This window comes from Variovorax paradoxus (assembly GCF_030815855.1).
In the GTDB taxonomy this organism is placed as follows: domain Bacteria; phylum Pseudomonadota; class Gammaproteobacteria; order Burkholderiales; family Burkholderiaceae_C; genus Variovorax; species Variovorax paradoxus_M.
Window position 1 is genome coordinate 71,641 of record NZ_JAUSXG010000001.1, and the last position, 15,901, is coordinate 87,541.

The following is a 15,901-nucleotide window of genomic DNA, read 5'->3' on the forward strand; positions in this document are numbered from 1 at the left end:
GCGCCATCAGAAATCATGGGAGGAGCAACGATGTGCGGCGCTGAACTTCATTCGCTGCCCGAAGGCGTGCAGCGTGTTTCTCGCGTGCTGCAGGACGCGGGCCATCCCCATTCGCCCCGCATGCTCGACGACGCCTGCCGCACCGCGCAGCAGGCGGCCGACGCGCTCGGCATCGGGGTCGGGCAGATCGCCAAGAGCATCATCTTCCGCCGCAAGAGCGACGACGCGGCGGTGCTGGTCATCACCTCGGGCGACAAGCGGGTCGACGAGAAGAAAGTCGATGCGCTCGTCGGCAAGACCGGCCGTGCCGACGCCGAGTTCGTGAAGGCGCGCACCGGCTTCGCGATCGGCGGCGTGTCGCCGGTGGCGCATGCCACGCCGCCCGTGGTGCTGATCGACCGCGAGCTGTTCCGCTTCGAGGAAATCTGGGCCGCGGCCGGGCATCCGCACGCGGTGTTCCAGCTGCGCCCGCAAGACCTCGAAACGCTCACCGGCGCGCCGGTGGCGGACGTGGTTTGAACTTCGCGGAAGCCGAGACGCTGGCCGCGCGCGCGGTCGCCGTGCAGGAGTTGGCCGAGGACGCGCCCTCGCCCTGCACCTCGGTCTGCCGCATGGACCGCCTGAGCGGACTCTGCGAAGGGTGCCTGCGCACCATTCCCGAGATTGCCGGCTGGAGCAAGATGGAAGACGCGGCGCGGCGCAGCGTGTGGCGCGCGATAGAGTGGCGGGCACGGGCCGGCATCTGGCGCGTCCCGGAAGAATCTGGAGACAACACCGCATGAAGCACATCGACTTCTACCTGGACTTCATTTCGCCCTATGCGCACCTTGCCTTCGAGCACCTGCCGAATGCGCTCGAAGGCCTGAGCTACAGCGTGGCCTACAAGCCGGTACTGCTTGGCGCGATTCTCAAACACCATGGCCAGCTCGGCCCTGCCGAGATTCCCGCCAAGCGCAGCTGGACCTACCGGCATGTGCTCTGGCTCGGCCATGCGAACGGCATTCAGATCGAGATGCCGACATCGCACCCGTACAACCCGCTTCCGCATCTGCGGCTCGCCGTCTCGACCTCGGACGACGGCAGCATCAATCGCCTTGTGGCCGAGACCATCTTCCGCAACGTGTGGCGCGGCGGCGAAGAAGCGGGCGATGCCACGCGCCTGGCCGCGCTCGCGGCGCAGCTGCAGTTGAAGCGCGACATGAACAGCGACGAGAGCAAGGCACTGCTCAAGCGCAACACCGATGAGGCCCTGCAGTTGGGCGTGTTCGGTACGCCGGCCTGCGTGGTCGACGGCCGCCTGTTCTGGGGCTTCGACGGGCTCGCGATGCTGCGCGCCTACCTCGGCGGCGACACATGGTTCGACGGCCCGCAATGGACCGATGCCGACCAGCGGCCTTCCTTGCTGCGCGGCAGCAAAAACTGAACGACGGCCTGATTTCTTACAACCTGAAACGAGCCCTGCGGGTTTCACCTTAATCCGTAAGCGTCGGTTCAGTTTCGCGAAAGGCTCGGGTCAGTCGCGGCTCCAAGAATGCTCCACGGTCCCGAATGCCGGGGCTGAACGAACGCATACACAGGAGACGACGCAAATGGCAGCAACACTGGATTCGAGAGGGGTGCCGCATCCGGCCCCCCGGCCCATGTCCGCGGAGGAAAAGAAGGTCATCTTCGCTTCTTCCCTTGGCACGGTCTTCGAGTGGTACGACTTTTATCTTTACGGCTCGCTGGCCGCGATCATCGCAAAGCAGTTCTTCAGCGGCCTCGATGCGGGCGCGGCCTTCATCTTTGCGCTGCTGGCCTTCGCCGCGGGCTTCCTGGTGCGGCCGTTCGGCGCCATCGTGTTCGGCCGGCTCGGCGACATGATCGGTCGCAAGTACACCTTCCTGGTCACGATTCTGATCATGGGCCTGTCGACCTTCATCGTCGGCCTGCTGCCCAGCTACGCGACCATCGGCGTCGCGGCGCCGGTGATCCTGATCGCATTGCGCATGCTGCAGGGCCTTGCGCTCGGCGGCGAGTACGGCGGTGCCGCCACCTATGTGGCCGAGCATTCGCCGCACGGCAAGCGCGGCGCCTACACCTCGTGGATTCAGACCACCGCCACGCTCGGCCTGTTCCTGAGCCTGCTGGTCATTCTGGGTGTGCGCACCTGGCTCGGCGAACAGGCGTTCGGCGAGTGGGGCTGGCGCATTCCGTTCCTGGTGTCGATCGCGCTGCTCGGCGTTTCGGTGTGGATCCGGCTGTCTCTGTCCGAGTCGCCCGCGTTCCAGAAGATGAAGGCCGAGGGCAAGACCTCAAAGGCGCCGCTGTCCGAATCGTTCGGTCAGTGGAAGAACCTCAAGATCGTGATCCTGGCGCTCGTCGGCCTGACGGCTGGCCAGGCCGTGGTCTGGTATTCGGGCCAGTTCTATGCGCTGTTCTTCCTGACGCAGCAGCTCAAGGTCGATGCGACCACGGCCAACCTGATGATCGCCGCCGCGCTGCTGCTCGGCACGCCGTTCTTCGTGGTGTTCGGCACGCTGTCCGACAAGATCGGCCGCAAGCCGATCATCATGGCGGGCTGCCTGCTGGCCGTGGTCACGTATTTCCCGGTCTTCAAGATGCTGACCGAAGCCGCCAACCCCGACCTGGCCAAGGCACAGGCCACGGCCGGTGTCACGGTCACGGCCGACCCGGCCACCTGCTCGTTCCAGGGTAACCCGGTGGCCCGGGAGATCGATTTCCGCAGTTCGTGCGACATCGCCAAGCGCTATCTCGTGCAGAACTCGGTGAGCTATGAGAACGTGGCCGGCGCGCCGGGTTCGAAGGCTGTCGTGAAGATCGGCGACAAGACGGTCGAGGCGCCCGTCGGCAACGTCGTGAACCTCAAGTTCGACGAAGGCTCCGCCAAGGAAATTGCCACCTTCAAGAAGGGCGTGGCCGAAGACCTGAAGGTCGCAGGCTATCCGGCCAAGGCCGATCCCGCGAAGATCAACAAGGTGCTGACCATCGGGCTGCTGTTCTGGCTGGTGCTGCTGGTGACCATGGTCTATGGCCCGATCGCGGCAATGCTGGTGGAACTGTTCCCCACCCGCATTCGCTACACCTCGATGAGCCTGCCGTATCACATCGGCAACGGCTGGTTCGGCGGGCTGCTGCCGACCACCGCCTTTGCCATCGTGGCCTCGACCGGCAACATGTACAACGGCCTGTGGTACCCGATCATCATTGCCGGCGTCACGCTGGTGGTGGGCACGCTCTTCATCCGCGAGACCAAGGACGTGGACATCTACGCGAACGACTGACCGCAAGGTTCAGGAGGAGGGCGCGAGAGCCGGCCCTCCGTTCAACAAAGGGGCTTCATGCCGTCGGCATGAGGCCTTTTTCTTGAACCCTCGCATCCCCACCCTCGGAGACAGAACCCATGTGGAAACTCGTAGTCGGCTTCGTCATCTTTGCCGCCATTGCCCTGTACGTGATCTCGAAAGCCGGCGACAAGATCGACATGTCGGGCGAGAAACACGGCGGCGACGCGGTGCATGAGCCCGCACCCGCCGCCGCACCCAAGTAAGGCGCTGCGGCGCGGCAGCGGCTACGGCTAGCGCTTGAAGCGGCCTTCGCTGACGATCGACAAGTCGACGTAGTCGATGCCTGTGTGGTCCTGCGGCGAGTAGTTCACATCGAGTTTGCCGCCCACGTCGTACTGAAAGCGGTTGAGCGTGGCGATCAGCCTGGCGCGCGTCGGCCTGGGGCCGGCGCGGCGCAGGGCCTCCACGAGGATCTTGGTGGCGACGAAGCCTTCGAGCACCGCCGGCGACAACTCGGTCTGGCCCCTGGCCTGTGCGAGCGCCAGTGCTTCCTTGATCAGCGGGTGGCCGAACGCGCGTTCGTAGGGCAGCACCTGCGTGACGATCACGCCGGTGCTGGCCGAGCCGAGTTCCTTGATGAAGCCCGAGGCCGCGTTGTTCGACAGCGTGATGATCTGCGCCGCCGATCCCGCCGCGCGCAGCGCCTTCACGCCTTGGGTCACCGCGGTACCCGAGCCGAGCCACAGCACCGCCTGGGCGTTGGCCTTGATCAGCTGCGGCACGATCAACGAATAGTCAGGCTTGCTGCGGTCGGCCAGCGCGACCACGGCCGGGGCCAGCCCCGCCTTTTCGAAACCCTTGCTCGCGCCTTCCATCGCGTCCTTGCCGAACGAATCGTCGGCCTGGACCACGGCAATGCGCTGGATGCCCGTGGTGTACAGGTGCTGCACGGCCTTTTCGGCCTCGCGCTGGTAGGTCGAACGCACGTTGAAGATGTTCTTCTGCAGCGGTTTGTGCAGCGCCATGGCGCCGGTCGAAGGGCCGACCAGCGCCACGCCGTATTGGTCGAGCAGCGGAATGATGGCGAGGGTGTTGGGCGTGCCCCGGTTGAGCAGCAGCGCCAGAACCTTCTTGTCCTCGATCAGGAGCCGCGTGTTCTCGAGCGAGCGTTTCGGGTCGAGGCCGTCGTCGAGCCGGATCACCTCGATCTGCGCGCCATGGACGCCGCCCTGGGCGTTGACATGGTCGATGACCAGCTGCGAGCCCATGATGGTTTCCTTCACGCCGACCGCCGCCGGCCCCGACAGGTCGGCCGACTGGCCGATGACGATCTGCGCCGATGCGCCGGAGGCCGCCACGGCCGAGGCGAAAAGCAGCAGAAGCGCGGCGGCGCGGGACGACCTGTACATCTTCATCGAACGACCTTTTCGCGAAGCGGATGCTTCCGTCGGAAGATGCGCAATGTGGTGCAGCGAGTGGCGTTCACTCGCTCGTGGAAACCCTGTCAAACCATGGTTTCCAATGGAGAGAGCGGGGCAGGGCAGAGCAACAACGCGCCCCGCTCGGGCGCGGTTTACCGCTTGAAACGGCCGTCGCTGATGATGGCCAGGTCGGCGAAGTCGATGCCCGAGTGGTCTTGCGGCGAATAGTTCACCTCCAGGCCGCCGAGGTCGTAGGCGCGCAGGCTTTCGAGCGCGGCCAGCACCTTGGCGCGCGTGGGCTTCGGTCCGGCGCGGCGCAGCGCCTCGACCAGCACCTTCGCCGACGCAAAGCCCTCGAGTGCCGCCGGCGACAGTTCGGCTTGCCCCTTGGCCTGCGCAAGCGCCATGGCTTCCTTGACCATCGGGTAGCTGATGGAGCGTTCGCTCGGGAACACCTGCGTCACGATGACCCCTTTGCTCGCGTCGCCCAACTGCTTGATGAACCCCGACGAGGCGTTGTTCGACAAGGTGACCACCTGCGCGGCCGATCCGGACGCGCGCAGCGCCTTGATGCCCTCGACCACCGCGGTGCCCGAGCCGATCCACAGCACCGCCTGGGCATTGGCGTCCTTGATGGCCGGCACGATGGTCTTGTAGTCGGGCTTTTCGCGGTCGGCCGGCACGGTGACGGTGGGCTTGGACTGGGCCTTGGCAAAGCCTGTCATCGCGCCTTCGAGCGCGTCCTGCCCGAAGGAGTCGGTCACGTGGACCACCGCGATGCGCGCAATGCCGGTGGTGAGAAGGTGCTGAACCGCCTTCTCGGCTTCGCGCTGGTAGGTTGCGCGCACGTTGAAGACGTGTTTCAGAACCGGCTTGTGCAGCGCCATCGCGCCGGTGGAAGGTGCGATCAGCGCCACGCCGTGCTTGTCGAGCCACGGCACGATGGCCTGCGAATGCGGGGTGCCGCGGCTCAGGAACAGCGCCACCACCTTCTTGTCTTCGATCAGCACGCGGGCGTTCTCGCTGGCGCGCTTCACATCGAAGCCATCGTCCATGCGCAGCAGCTCGATCTTCTCGCCATGGATGCCGCCCTGTGCGTTGGCGGCGTCGATCACCAGTTGGGCCCCGCTCGTGGTTTCGTTCACGCCGGCGGCCACGGATCCGGTGATGCCGGTGGTCTGGCCGATCAGGATCTGGGCCGAAGCGGCCGTCGCGGCCATGGTCAGCAGGGCGGCGCAAAACGTGTGCAGCTTCTTCATGCGTAACTTTCAGAGTGCAGTCGAGGAAACGTAAACAAAAGATGCCATTTGTTACTCAAAGTGTCCGGCACTGAATCCGTACAAACCCCTGCGCGGCCACAGACCATGTGACGGAGTGCACGAATATGTCACCGGCCACTCCCTAGAATGTTTGCCCCACCCCCCAAGGCACTCATGACACAGGGCTCCATCCGGATTCGCGGCGCGCGCCAGCACAACCTCCAGAACCTCGACCTCGACATCCGAACCGGCGAGATGACCGTGGTGACCGGGCCCAGCGGCTCGGGCAAGTCGAGCCTCGTGTTCGACACCCTCTATGCCGAAGGCCAGCGGCGCTATGTGGAGACCTTCTCCGCCTACGCGCGCCAGTTCCTGGACCGCATGGACAAGCCGGCCGTCGACAAGGTGGAGGGCGTGCCGCCCGCCATTGCCATCGACCAGACCAACCCGGTGCGCTCCTCGCGCTCCACGGTCGGCACGATGACCGAGCTGAACGACCACCTGAAGCTGCTCTACGCCCGCGCGGCCCAGCTGTTCGACCGCGAAACCGCGTTGCCGGTGCGCCACGACTCGCCCGACAGCATCTATGCGGAGATTGCCGAACGGGCGGCTGCCGCCGGAGATCCGCGCCTGGTCGTCACCTTTCCGGTCGAACTGCCGGCGGGCACCTCGGCGGAAGAAGTGACGCAATGGCTGTCGGCCAGCGGCTTCACGCGCGTGCAGTCGGAGCGCGAGGTGGCCACGCCCACCGGGCCGCGCAAGGTGCTCGATGTGGTGGCCGACCGTTTCCGCATCTCGAGCGCCGAGCGTTCGCGCGTGGTGGAAGCCATCGAGGTCGCCCTGAAGCGGGGCAGTGGCCGCGTCACCGTGCATGCCACGGGCGCGGAGGAAAACGCGTCCACCGATGTGTGGAAGTTCTCGACGGGCCTGCACTGCCCCGAGAGCGACATCCGCTACACCGACCCGATCCCGTCGATGTTCTCGTTCAATTCGGCCGTCGGCGCCTGCGACACCTGCCGCGGCTTCGGACGCGTGATCGGCGTCGACCTGGGCCTGGTGATTCCGAACGACAAGCTCACGCTGCGCGCCGGCGCGATCAAGACGATCCAGACCCCCGCCTGGAAGGAAGCGCAGGACGACCTCATGCGCCACGCCGAAGCCGCCGGCATTCCGCGCGACACGCCCTGGAACAAGCTCACCGACGAGCAGAAGCATTGGGTGATCGAGGGCACGCCCAACTACAAGGAAGGCAACTGGAACAAGCAGTGGTACGGCGTGCGCCGCTTCTTCGGCTACCTGGAGAGCAAGGCCTACAAGATGCACATCCGCGTGCTCTTGTCCAAGTACCGCAGCTACACGCCGTGCCCTGTCTGCAGCGGCGCGCGCCTGAAGCTCGACAGCCTGCTGTGGCGCATCGGGAGCAAGGAAGACGCGGACGCGGTGCTGCCGCCCGAAAAGCGCTTCATGCCGACCGGCACCAAGTGGACACGCGCGCAGCTCGAGGCCCTGCCGGGGCTGTGTCTGCATGACTTGATGCTGCTGCCGATCGAGCGGTTGCGGCGGTTTTTCGACGGAATGGCTCCCTCCCCCTCTGGGGGAGGGCAGGGGTGGGGGCACGCGACCTCCGCAAGACCTGCTGCCGTGGTGGGAGCCGCGGGCCCCCATCCCAACCTTCCCCCGGAAGGGGAAGGAGCAAGGCAAGGGGAGGCGCAGGCCCTCAAACTCCTCTTCGAGGAAATCACCACGCGCCTGCGCTATCTGCACGACGTGGGCATCGGCTATCTCACGCTCGATCGCCAGAGCCGCACGCTCTCGGGCGGCGAAGTGCAGCGCATCAACCTCACGACGGCGCTGGGCACCTCGCTGGTCAACACGCTGTTCGTGCTCGACGAGCCCAGCATCGGCCTGCATCCGCGCGACATGAACCGCATCACCGAAGCCATGCTGCGTCTGCGCGACGCGGGCAACACGCTGGTGGTGGTCGAGCACGACCCGGCCGTGATGCTCGCGGCCGACCGCGTGATCGACATGGGCCCGGGCCCCGGCATCCGCGGCGGCCAGATCGTGTTCGACGGCAGCACCGACCAGCTGCGCGATGCCGACACGCTCACCGGCCAATACCTGGGCGGACGCAAGAAGATCGGCATGGGCTTCAAGCGGCTCGTGAGCGAGAACACGCACCGGCTCATCCTCGAAGGCGCGCGCGAGCACAACCTGCAGAACGTGACGGTCGAGTTTCCGCTCGCACGGCTGGTGTGCGTCACCGGCGTCAGCGGTTCGGGCAAATCGACGCTGATCCAGGACGTGCTGGCGCCCGCGCTCATGCGCCACTTCGGCAAGGCGACCGAAACGCCGGGCGCGCACGACCGCCTGCTCGGCGCCGATCATTTGGGCGACGTGGTCTTCGTCGACCAGTCGCCGATCGGCAAGACTGCGCGCTCCAACCCCGCGAGCTACGTGGGTGCGTGGGACGCGATTCGCGAGATCTTCGCCACCGCGGCGCTTTCGCGCCAGCGCGGCTATACCGCGAGCAAGTTCAGCTTCAACTCGGGCGACGGGCGCTGCCCGACCTGCGGCGGGTCGGGCTTCGAGCACGTCGAGATGCAGTTCCTGTCGGACGTGTACCTGCGTTGCCCAGACTGCGACGGCAAGCGCTACCGCCCTGAAATCCTCGAGGTGAAGGTCGAGCGCAAAGGGAAGAACTACAACGTGGCCGACGTGCTCGACCTCACCGTGGCCGAAGCGGCCGCGGTGTTCGAGGCCGACCGCGACGTGCTGCGCGTGCTGCAGCCGATTTCCGACGTGGGGCTCGACTACGTCAAGCTCGGCCAGCCGGTGCCCACGCTTTCGGGCGGCGAGGCCCAGCGCCTCAAGCTCGCGGGCTTCCTCGCCGAAGCGGCCAAGAGTGCCACCGCCAGCAAGCAATCGGTGGCGCGCAAAGGCACGCTGTTCCTGTTCGACGAGCCCACCACCGGCCTGCACTTCGACGACATCGCGCGCCTGATGCGCGCGCTGCGCAAGCTGCTCGACGCCGGGCATTCGCTGATCGTCATCGAGCACAACCTGGACGTGATCCGCGCCAGCGACTGGCTCATCGACCTCGGCCCCGAAGGCGGCGAGGGCGGCGGCATGGTGGTCGCCGAGGGCACGCCCGAGCAGCTGCGCGAGAACCGCGCCTCGCTCACCGGCGCGGCACTGGCCGACTACGAGCTGGCCATCGGTCCCGGGGCCTACAAGGTGGCCGAACGGGCGGCGCGACGCTATATCGCGAACGCGAAGACGGCGCCCGGCAGCAACGCCATCGAGATCGTCAATGCGCGCGAGCACAACCTGAAGAACCTCAGCGTGAACATTCCGCGTGGCAAGTTCAGCGTGGTGACGGGCGTCAGCGGTTCGGGCAAGTCGACGCTGGCCTTCGACATCCTGTTCAACGAAGGGCAGCGGCGGTACCTCGAATCGCTCAACGCCTATGCGCGCAGCATCGTGCAGCCCGCGGGCCGGCCCGAGGTGGATGCGGTGTACGGCATTCCGCCGACCGTGGCCATCGAGCAGCGCCTGTCGCGCGGCGGCCGCAAGAGCACGGTGGGCACCACCACGGAGGTGTGGCACTTTCTGCGCCTCTTGTACGTGAAGCTCGGCATCCAGCATTGCACCCACGACGGCGCGGCCGTGCAGCCGCAGACACCCGACAGCATCGCGGCGCAGCTGATGCGCAACTTCAAGGGGCAACACATCGGCCTGCTCGCCCCGCTGGTGAGCAACCGCAAGGGCGTGTACACCGAGTTGGCCGACTGGGCGCGGCCGCGCGGTTTCACGCACCTGCGTGTCGACGGCGAGTTCCTGCCGACCACCGGCTTCCCGCGCATCGACCGCTTCAAGGAACACAGCATCGAGTTGCCGGTCGCGAGCCTCGACGTGCTGCCTTCGAATGAAACCGAGCTGCGCGAGGCGCTGACGAAGGCGCTCGAGCACGGTAAGGGCGTGGTGCATGTGCTGAGCCAACTCGACGGCCTCAAGGCCGCGATGATGGCCGGCGTGTCGGCCCACGGCATCGGCCGCGTGAACGTGTTCTCCACGCTGCGCGCCTGCCCGGTCTGCAGCACCAGCTATGCCGAGCTCGACCCGCGCCTGTTCAGCTACAACAGCAAGCACGGCTGGTGCCCCGACTGCGTGGGCACCGGCGTGAAGCTCAGCAAGGACCAGCGCAAGGTCTTCGACGATTCGATTCGCGACGACGACAACAAGGGCCGCGAACAGACCTTCGCCGAGCCCGAGGTCGAAGACCTGGCCGACACCGCCTGCCCGACCTGCGAAGGCACGCGTCTCAATGCCACGGCGCGCGCGGTGAGCTTCGGCGTATCGCTCGCCGACGGCATGGGCGGCATCGGCATTACCGAACTCGCGCGCATGAGCGTGACCGAAGTACGGCAGTGGTTCGAAGGCCTGGTGCTGATGGGCCGCGAAGCCGAGATCGCGCGCGACCTGGTGCCCGAGATCAAGAGCCGGCTCGAATTCCTCGAAGAGGTGGGCCTGGGCTACCTCACGCTCGACCGCGGCGCCCCGACCTTGAGCGGCGGCGAAGCCCAGCGCATCCGGCTCGCGGCGCAGCTAGGCAGCAACCTGCAGGGCGTGTGCTACGTGCTCGACGAGCCGACCATCGGCCTGCACGCACGCGACAACCAGATCCTGCTCGACGCGCTGCACAAGCTCGGCGACAAGGGCAACACGCTGGTGGTGGTGGAGCACGACGAAGACACCATCCGCCGCGCCGACCACATCATCGACATCGGTCCCAGCGCGGGCAAGCGGGGCGGGCGCCTGGTGGCCGAAGGCTCGGTGGCCGACATCGAGGCCGCGGGCGAATCGCAGACCGGCCGCTACCTGCGCGATGCCATCAAGCATCCGCTGCAGGCACGGCGGCTGATTCCTTCGCCCGACCCGAAGGCGGAAGACAGCGGCAACTGGCTCACGGTGCACGGCGCCGATCTGCACAACTTGCAGGACGTGACCGCCACGCTGCCGCTGCACCGCCTGGTGGTGGTCACCGGTGTGAGTGGCTCGGGCAAGTCCACGCTCGCGCGCGACGTGCTGCTGGCCAGTGTGCAGGCGGTCGTGATCCAGCGCATGACCAAGGCCGGCCGCGACGCCGATGCCGTGGGCAAGCGCCCGGCGTGGTCGGGCTGCGATCGCGTCGAGGGCTACGAGACCATCGACCGCGTGCTGGAGGTCGACCAGACCCCCATCGGCAAGACGCCGCGCAGCTGCCCGGCCACCTACATCGGCTTCTGGGACACCATCCGCAAGCTGTTTGCCGACACGCTCGAAGCCAAGGCGCGCGGCTACGGCCCGGCGCGCTTCAGCTTCAACACCGGCGAAGGCCGCTGCCCCGGCTGCGACGGTGCCGGCGTGCGCACCATCGAGATGAGTTTCCTGCCCGATGTGAAGGTGCCCTGCGAGGTGTGCCACGGCGCGCGCTTCAACCCCGAGACGCTGGCCGTGAGCTGGCGCGGCAAGAGCATCGGCGAGGTGCTGCAGATGGAGGTGGACGAGGCGGTCGAGTTCTTCTCGGCCATGCCCAACATCAGCCATCCGCTGCAGCTGCTGAAGGACGTGGGGCTGGGCTACCTCACGCTGGGCCAGCCGTCGCCTACCCTCTCCGGCGGCGAGGCGCAGCGCATCAAGCTGGTGACCGAACTCAGCAAGGTGCGCGACGACATCACGCGCCGCGGCCAGAAGGCGCCGCACACGCTCTACGTGCTCGACGAACCGACCGTGGGCCTGCACATGGCCGACGTCGAGAAGCTGATCCACGTGCTGCACCGGCTGGTGAACGGCGGCCACAGCGTGGTGGTGATCGAGCACGACCTCGACCTGATCGCCGAGGCCGACTGGATCATCGACCTGGGGCCGGAAGGCGGCAACGCCGGCGGGCGCATCGTCGCTGCGGCGCCGCCGGAAGAGGTGGTGCGTTTGGCGACCCACACCGGCGTCGCTTTGGCACCGGTACTGGCGCGGTGATGCAGGCAGGCGCAGAATGGCTTGAACCCTTGGCGCAGGCGCATCCTGAATCAGCCATGGTGGAGTAAACATGTGAGGGGATGAAGCGCCGTGCCGGGCTACGCAAGGAGCCATGTCATGACCCGCTTCATCGATGTTCACAGCCTGGTTCGCCTGGTGGACGAAACCGGCGTTCCGCAATTTCTCAAGGCGCTGGCCGACGCGCTGCGCGACGATTTCCTGCGCTGGCGCGAGTTCGACAAGAAAGCGCGCGTGGCCAGCCATTCGCACCTGGGCGTGATCGAACTGATGCCGGTGGCCGACGATGGCGCCTATGCCTTCAAATACGTCAACGGCCATCCGCACAACACCCAAGTCGGGCTGCCCACGGTCATGGCCTTCGGCGTGCTGGCCGAGGTCGACACCGGGTATCCGGTGCTGCTCTCCGAGCTCACGCTCACCACCGCGCTGCGTACCGCCGCTACCTCGGCCATGGCGGCACAGGCCTTGGCACGGCCCGGCTCGCGCAGCCTGGCGCTGATCGGCAACGGCTCGCAAAGCGAGTTCCAGGCGCTGGCCTTTCATGCGTTGCTGGGTATCGAAGAGGTGCGCGTCTTCGATACCGATCCGCAGGCGACCGACAAGCTGGTGCGTCACTTGTCCGCCTGCACGCCGCTCGACGTCGTGCGTGCGCGTTCGGTGGCGGATGCGGTGCGCGGCGCGGACATCGTCACCACCGTCACCGCGTTTCAGGGGCGGGCCACCGTTCTCACGCCCGACATGATCGAGCCCGGCATGCACATCAACGCCGTGGGCGGCGATTCGCCCGGCAAGACCGAGCTGCACCCCGACGTGCTGCGCCTGGCGCGCGTGTTCGTCGAATACGAGCCGCAGACCCGCGTCGAAGGCGAGATCCAGCAGTTGCCGGCCGACTTTCCGGTGCACGAACTGTGGAAGGTGCTTGTCGGCGACGTGCCGGGCCGCGAAAGCGCCGACCAGGTCACGGTGTTCGATTCGGTCGGCTTCGCGCTCGAGGACTACACCGCGCTGCGCTACATCCACCAGCTGGCCATCGAGCGCGGCGTGGGCCAGCAGATTGCACTGGTGCCCGAACTCGACGACCCGAAGGATCTGTTCGGGCTGACCGCCTCCGGCCGGCGCCGTGCGGTGCTGCGGCGTGCGGCATGATGGAAGCATGCTCACCATCTACAACGACCAGCACGCACTCCACCAGGGCAAAGTCGAGATGTTCCGCGGCGATCTGGTGCCGTGCTTCGAGGTGCCCGCGCGCGTCGACCATGTGAGGCACGAACTGGAGCGCCGCGGCCTGGGCGCGCTGCAGATGCCCGATGCCTTCGACGAGGTGCTGCTGGCCAAGGTGCATGTGCCGCGCTACCTGGATTTCATCGCGCATGCCTGGGACGAATGGGTGGCGCTCGATCCGGGCAATGTGTCGCGCGATGCCTTGCCTTCGTACTGGCCCACGCGCGGCATGCGCACCGATGTGCTGCCCCAGAGTTTTCCGGCCCGCTTGGGCCTGTTCTCGTTCGACGCGGGCACGCCGCTCACGGCCGGCAGCTGGGCCGCCGCGCGGCATGGCGCGGCCTGCGCGTGGACTGCGGCGCAGCGCGTCATCGGCGGCCGGCGCGCCGCCTTTGCGCTCACGCGGCCGCCCGGCCACCATGCGGGTGCGGATTTCTTCGGCGGCTACTGCTTCGTCAACAACGCGGCCGTGGCCGCACAGGCGCTGCGCGATGGGGGCGTCGAGCGCGTGGCCGTGCTCGATGTGGACTACCACCACGGCAACGGCACGCAGGCCATCTTCTACGAACGCAGCGATGTTCACTTTGTAAGCCTGCATGGCGATCCGTTCACCGACTACCCGTACTACCTCGGCCATGCCGACGAGCGCGGTGCCGGCCAAGGCGAGGGCTTCAACCACAACCTGCCGCTCGCGCGCGGCACGGGCTTTGCCGCTTGGCGCGCCGCGCTGAAATCCGCGCTCGAGGGCATAGCGAAGGTGAAGGCGGGCGCCCTCGTGGTCTCGCTCGGCGTCGACACCTTCGAGGGTGATCCGATCTCCGGCTTCAGGCTGAAAAGCGAGGATTACCTGCGCATGGGAGAAGACCTTGCGCGCTCGGGGTTGCCCACAGTGTTCGTGTTCGAAGGCGGCTACGCGGTCGCGGAAGTGGGCATCAACACGGTGAACGTGCTCGAAGGTTTCGAGCAGGCTGCGCGCTGAGTTGCACGCAGCCGCACCGAGCCGCATAGGCGACACAGTCGGGTGAGCACCGATTGCCGAGGGGGAAAGGGCAGGGCCCAATGCGCCCTTTGCCTCCGTTTCAGGAATCTGTCATGTCCCGCCGATCCCTTCTCCGTGCCGCCACGTTTGCCGCTGCTTGCGGGCTCCTTTCTCCCCTGGCCGCGCTCGCTCAGGCCTTTCCCGCCAAGCCCATCAAGCTGATCGTCGCATTCCCCGCCGGCGGGCCAACCGACATCACGATGCGCCAGCTGGCCGACAACGCGAGCAAGATCCTCGGCCAGCCCGTGATCATCGACAACAAGCCGGGCGCCGGCGGCACCTTGCCGGCCCAGGCGCTGCAGACCTCGCAGCCCGACGGCTACACCGTCGCGCAGATTCCGCTCGGCGTGTTCCGCCTCGGCTACACCACCAAGATCAACTGGGACCCGCTCAAGGACATCAGCTACGTCATCAACGTCACGGGCTACGCCTTCGGCATCGTGGTGCCGGCCGACAGCCCGTTCAAGACCTGGGCCGACTTCGTGGCCTACGCCAAGGCCAACCCCGGCCGGCTCACCTACGGCTCCACGGGCAACCTGACGAGCCCGCACCTCACGACCGAGATCGTGGCGCAAAAGGCGGGCATCCAGTTGCAGCACGTGCCCTACAAGGGCAGCGCCGACCTGATGCTTGCCGTGGTCAGCGGCCAACTGATGGCCGCCGCCGACAGCACCGGATTCGCGCCGCAGGTCGAGGCCGGCAAGCTGCGCGTGCTCAACACCTGGGGCGAGAAGCGCCTGGCCAAGTTCCCCGATGCGCCGACGCTGAAGGAACTGGGCTACGACGTGGTGCAGAACTCACCCTTCGGCATCGGCGCGCCCAAGGGCACGTCGCCCGAAGTGGTGAAGAAGCTGCACGACGCGTTCAAGCAGGCCATGGAAGAGCCAAGCTACGTGGCGTCGCTGGGCCGCTACGACATGCTGCCGAACTACATGAGCTCGGCGACCTACACCAAGTTCGCGCAGGACACGGTGGTGAAGGAGAAGGTGGTTATCGAGAAGCTGGGATTGGCGAAGGAACAACCGAAGACGAACTGATCGCGAACAGTTCGTCCACCAGCCGCTCCGCCAGCTCCGGCTGGACCGGTTCGGCTCCGAACACCAGACGAAAGATGATCGGCGCAATCAGGTGATCGATGACCTGCTGCGCTTCCGGCGCCTGCTCGCCGCGGGCGTGCGCCTGCTCGACCAGCGCCAGAGCTTCCTTGCGTCGGTTGCGCAGGCAATCGGTGTCCGCACCGTCGTTGGCCAACGCGGCCGCGGCTTTCAACAAAGACTTGCTGCACGGCTGCGCAAGGTGAGTGATGAGTTCCTTCGCCCATGAGGTCAGGTCCTGGCGCAACGAGCCCGTATCGGGGAGCGGCCGATTCGGGTCCAGCCGGTGCGTGGCCGTCTCCGCCAGCAGCCCCGACAGGTCACCCCAGCGCCGGTAGATGCTGGAGGCGCTGACGCCGGCTCGTTCGGCCACGGCGGGCACTGTGACGCGTTCGCGCCCCTCTTCGGCCACCAATTGTTCGAGGGCGGTGCGCACCAAGGCCTGCACCTGGGCGCTGCGGCCGCCGGGGCGCTTGTTGGGAAGGACGACATCGGTCATGTACGGACTTTAACGCAAAGCTATTTGCTTTAGTGAATCTTC

General features: G+C 66.7%; 12 protein-coding genes. 9 read left to right on the plus strand and 3 right to left on the minus strand.

Annotated elements, in window-relative coordinates; all coding sequences use genetic code 11:
• The first annotated feature begins 30 nt into the window (after positions 1 to 30).
• The 5 genes from QFZ42_RS00335 to QFZ42_RS00355 all read left to right on the plus strand — a co-directional run bounded on the left by QFZ42_RS00335 (position 31) and on the right by QFZ42_RS00355 (position 3,550).
• Positions 31 to 519, plus strand: a complete 489-nt coding sequence (locus tag QFZ42_RS00335; RefSeq protein WP_307699039.1) for a YbaK/EbsC family protein — start codon at positions 31 to 33, stop codon at positions 517 to 519.
• Positions 516 to 782 (plus strand): DUF1289 domain-containing protein, encoded by a 267-nt coding sequence (locus QFZ42_RS00340; protein ID WP_307699040.1) that lies wholly within the window; start codon positions 516 to 518, stop codon positions 780 to 782. The genes QFZ42_RS00335 and QFZ42_RS00340 overlap by 4 nt, the downstream gene beginning before the upstream one ends.
• The gene (locus QFZ42_RS00345) at positions 779 to 1,423 is read left to right on the plus strand and encodes a 2-hydroxychromene-2-carboxylate isomerase (RefSeq protein ID WP_307699041.1); all 645 of its coding nucleotides are present in this window, start codon (positions 779 to 781) and stop codon (positions 1,421 to 1,423) included. The genes QFZ42_RS00340 and QFZ42_RS00345 overlap by 4 nt, the downstream gene beginning before the upstream one ends.
• Positions 1,424 to 1,589: 166 nt before the next feature.
• Positions 1,590 to 3,284 (plus strand): MFS transporter, encoded by a 1,695-nt coding sequence (locus QFZ42_RS00350; RefSeq protein WP_307699042.1) that lies wholly within the window; start codon positions 1,590 to 1,592, stop codon positions 3,282 to 3,284.
• A gap of 119 nt (positions 3,285 to 3,403) precedes the next feature.
• Positions 3,404 to 3,550 (plus strand): hypothetical protein, encoded by a 147-nt coding sequence (locus QFZ42_RS00355; protein WP_307699043.1) that lies wholly within the window; start codon positions 3,404 to 3,406, stop codon positions 3,548 to 3,550.
• Between the two features lie 27 nt (positions 3,551 to 3,577).
• Here the strand turns inward: QFZ42_RS00355 and QFZ42_RS00360 are convergent, their stop codons facing one another.
• Both QFZ42_RS00360 and QFZ42_RS00365 read right to left on the minus strand, forming a co-directional pair.
• Complete coding sequence (locus QFZ42_RS00360) at positions 3,578 to 4,702, minus strand: ABC transporter substrate-binding protein (RefSeq protein WP_307699044.1); 1,125 nt, start codon at positions 4,700 to 4,702, stop codon at positions 3,578 to 3,580.
• Positions 4,703 to 4,860: 158 nt separating this feature from the next.
• Positions 4,861 to 5,967 carry an ABC transporter substrate-binding protein gene (locus tag QFZ42_RS00365; RefSeq protein WP_307699045.1) on the minus strand — a complete coding sequence of 369 codons (1,107 nt, stop codon included), beginning with the start codon at positions 5,965 to 5,967 and terminating at the stop codon, positions 4,861 to 4,863.
• A 174-nt stretch (positions 5,968 to 6,141) separates the two neighbouring features.
• On the opposite strand from QFZ42_RS00365, the gene uvrA reads away from it, so the two are divergent.
• The 4 genes from uvrA (at position 6,142) to QFZ42_RS00385 (ending at position 15,303) form a co-directional block, all read left to right on the plus strand.
• Positions 6,142 to 11,985: an excinuclease ABC subunit UvrA gene (uvrA, locus tag QFZ42_RS00370; protein WP_307699046.1), complete on the plus strand. Its 5,844-nt coding sequence runs from the start codon at positions 6,142 to 6,144 to the stop codon at positions 11,983 to 11,985.
• A 117-nt stretch (positions 11,986 to 12,102) separates the two neighbouring features.
• Positions 12,103 to 13,152 carry an ornithine cyclodeaminase gene (locus QFZ42_RS00375; protein ID WP_307699047.1) on the plus strand — a complete coding sequence of 350 codons (1,050 nt, stop codon included), beginning with the start codon at positions 12,103 to 12,105 and terminating at the stop codon, positions 13,150 to 13,152.
• A gap of 7 nt (positions 13,153 to 13,159) precedes the next feature.
• Positions 13,160 to 14,206 carry a histone deacetylase family protein gene (locus QFZ42_RS00380; RefSeq protein WP_307699048.1) on the plus strand — a complete coding sequence of 349 codons (1,047 nt, stop codon included), beginning with the start codon at positions 13,160 to 13,162 and terminating at the stop codon, positions 14,204 to 14,206.
• A 113-nt stretch (positions 14,207 to 14,319) separates the two neighbouring features.
• On the plus strand, positions 14,320 to 15,303 hold the full coding sequence (locus QFZ42_RS00385; protein ID WP_307699049.1) for a Bug family tripartite tricarboxylate transporter substrate binding protein: 984 nt from the start codon (positions 14,320 to 14,322) through the stop codon (positions 15,301 to 15,303).
• Here the strand turns inward: QFZ42_RS00385 and QFZ42_RS00390 are convergent.
• Entirely contained in the window at positions 15,257 to 15,859 is a 603-nt protein-coding gene (locus QFZ42_RS00390) for a TetR/AcrR family transcriptional regulator (protein ID WP_307699050.1), read from the minus strand. The genes QFZ42_RS00385 and QFZ42_RS00390 overlap by 47 nt on opposite strands.
• Positions 15,860 to 15,901 lie beyond the last annotated feature (42 nt).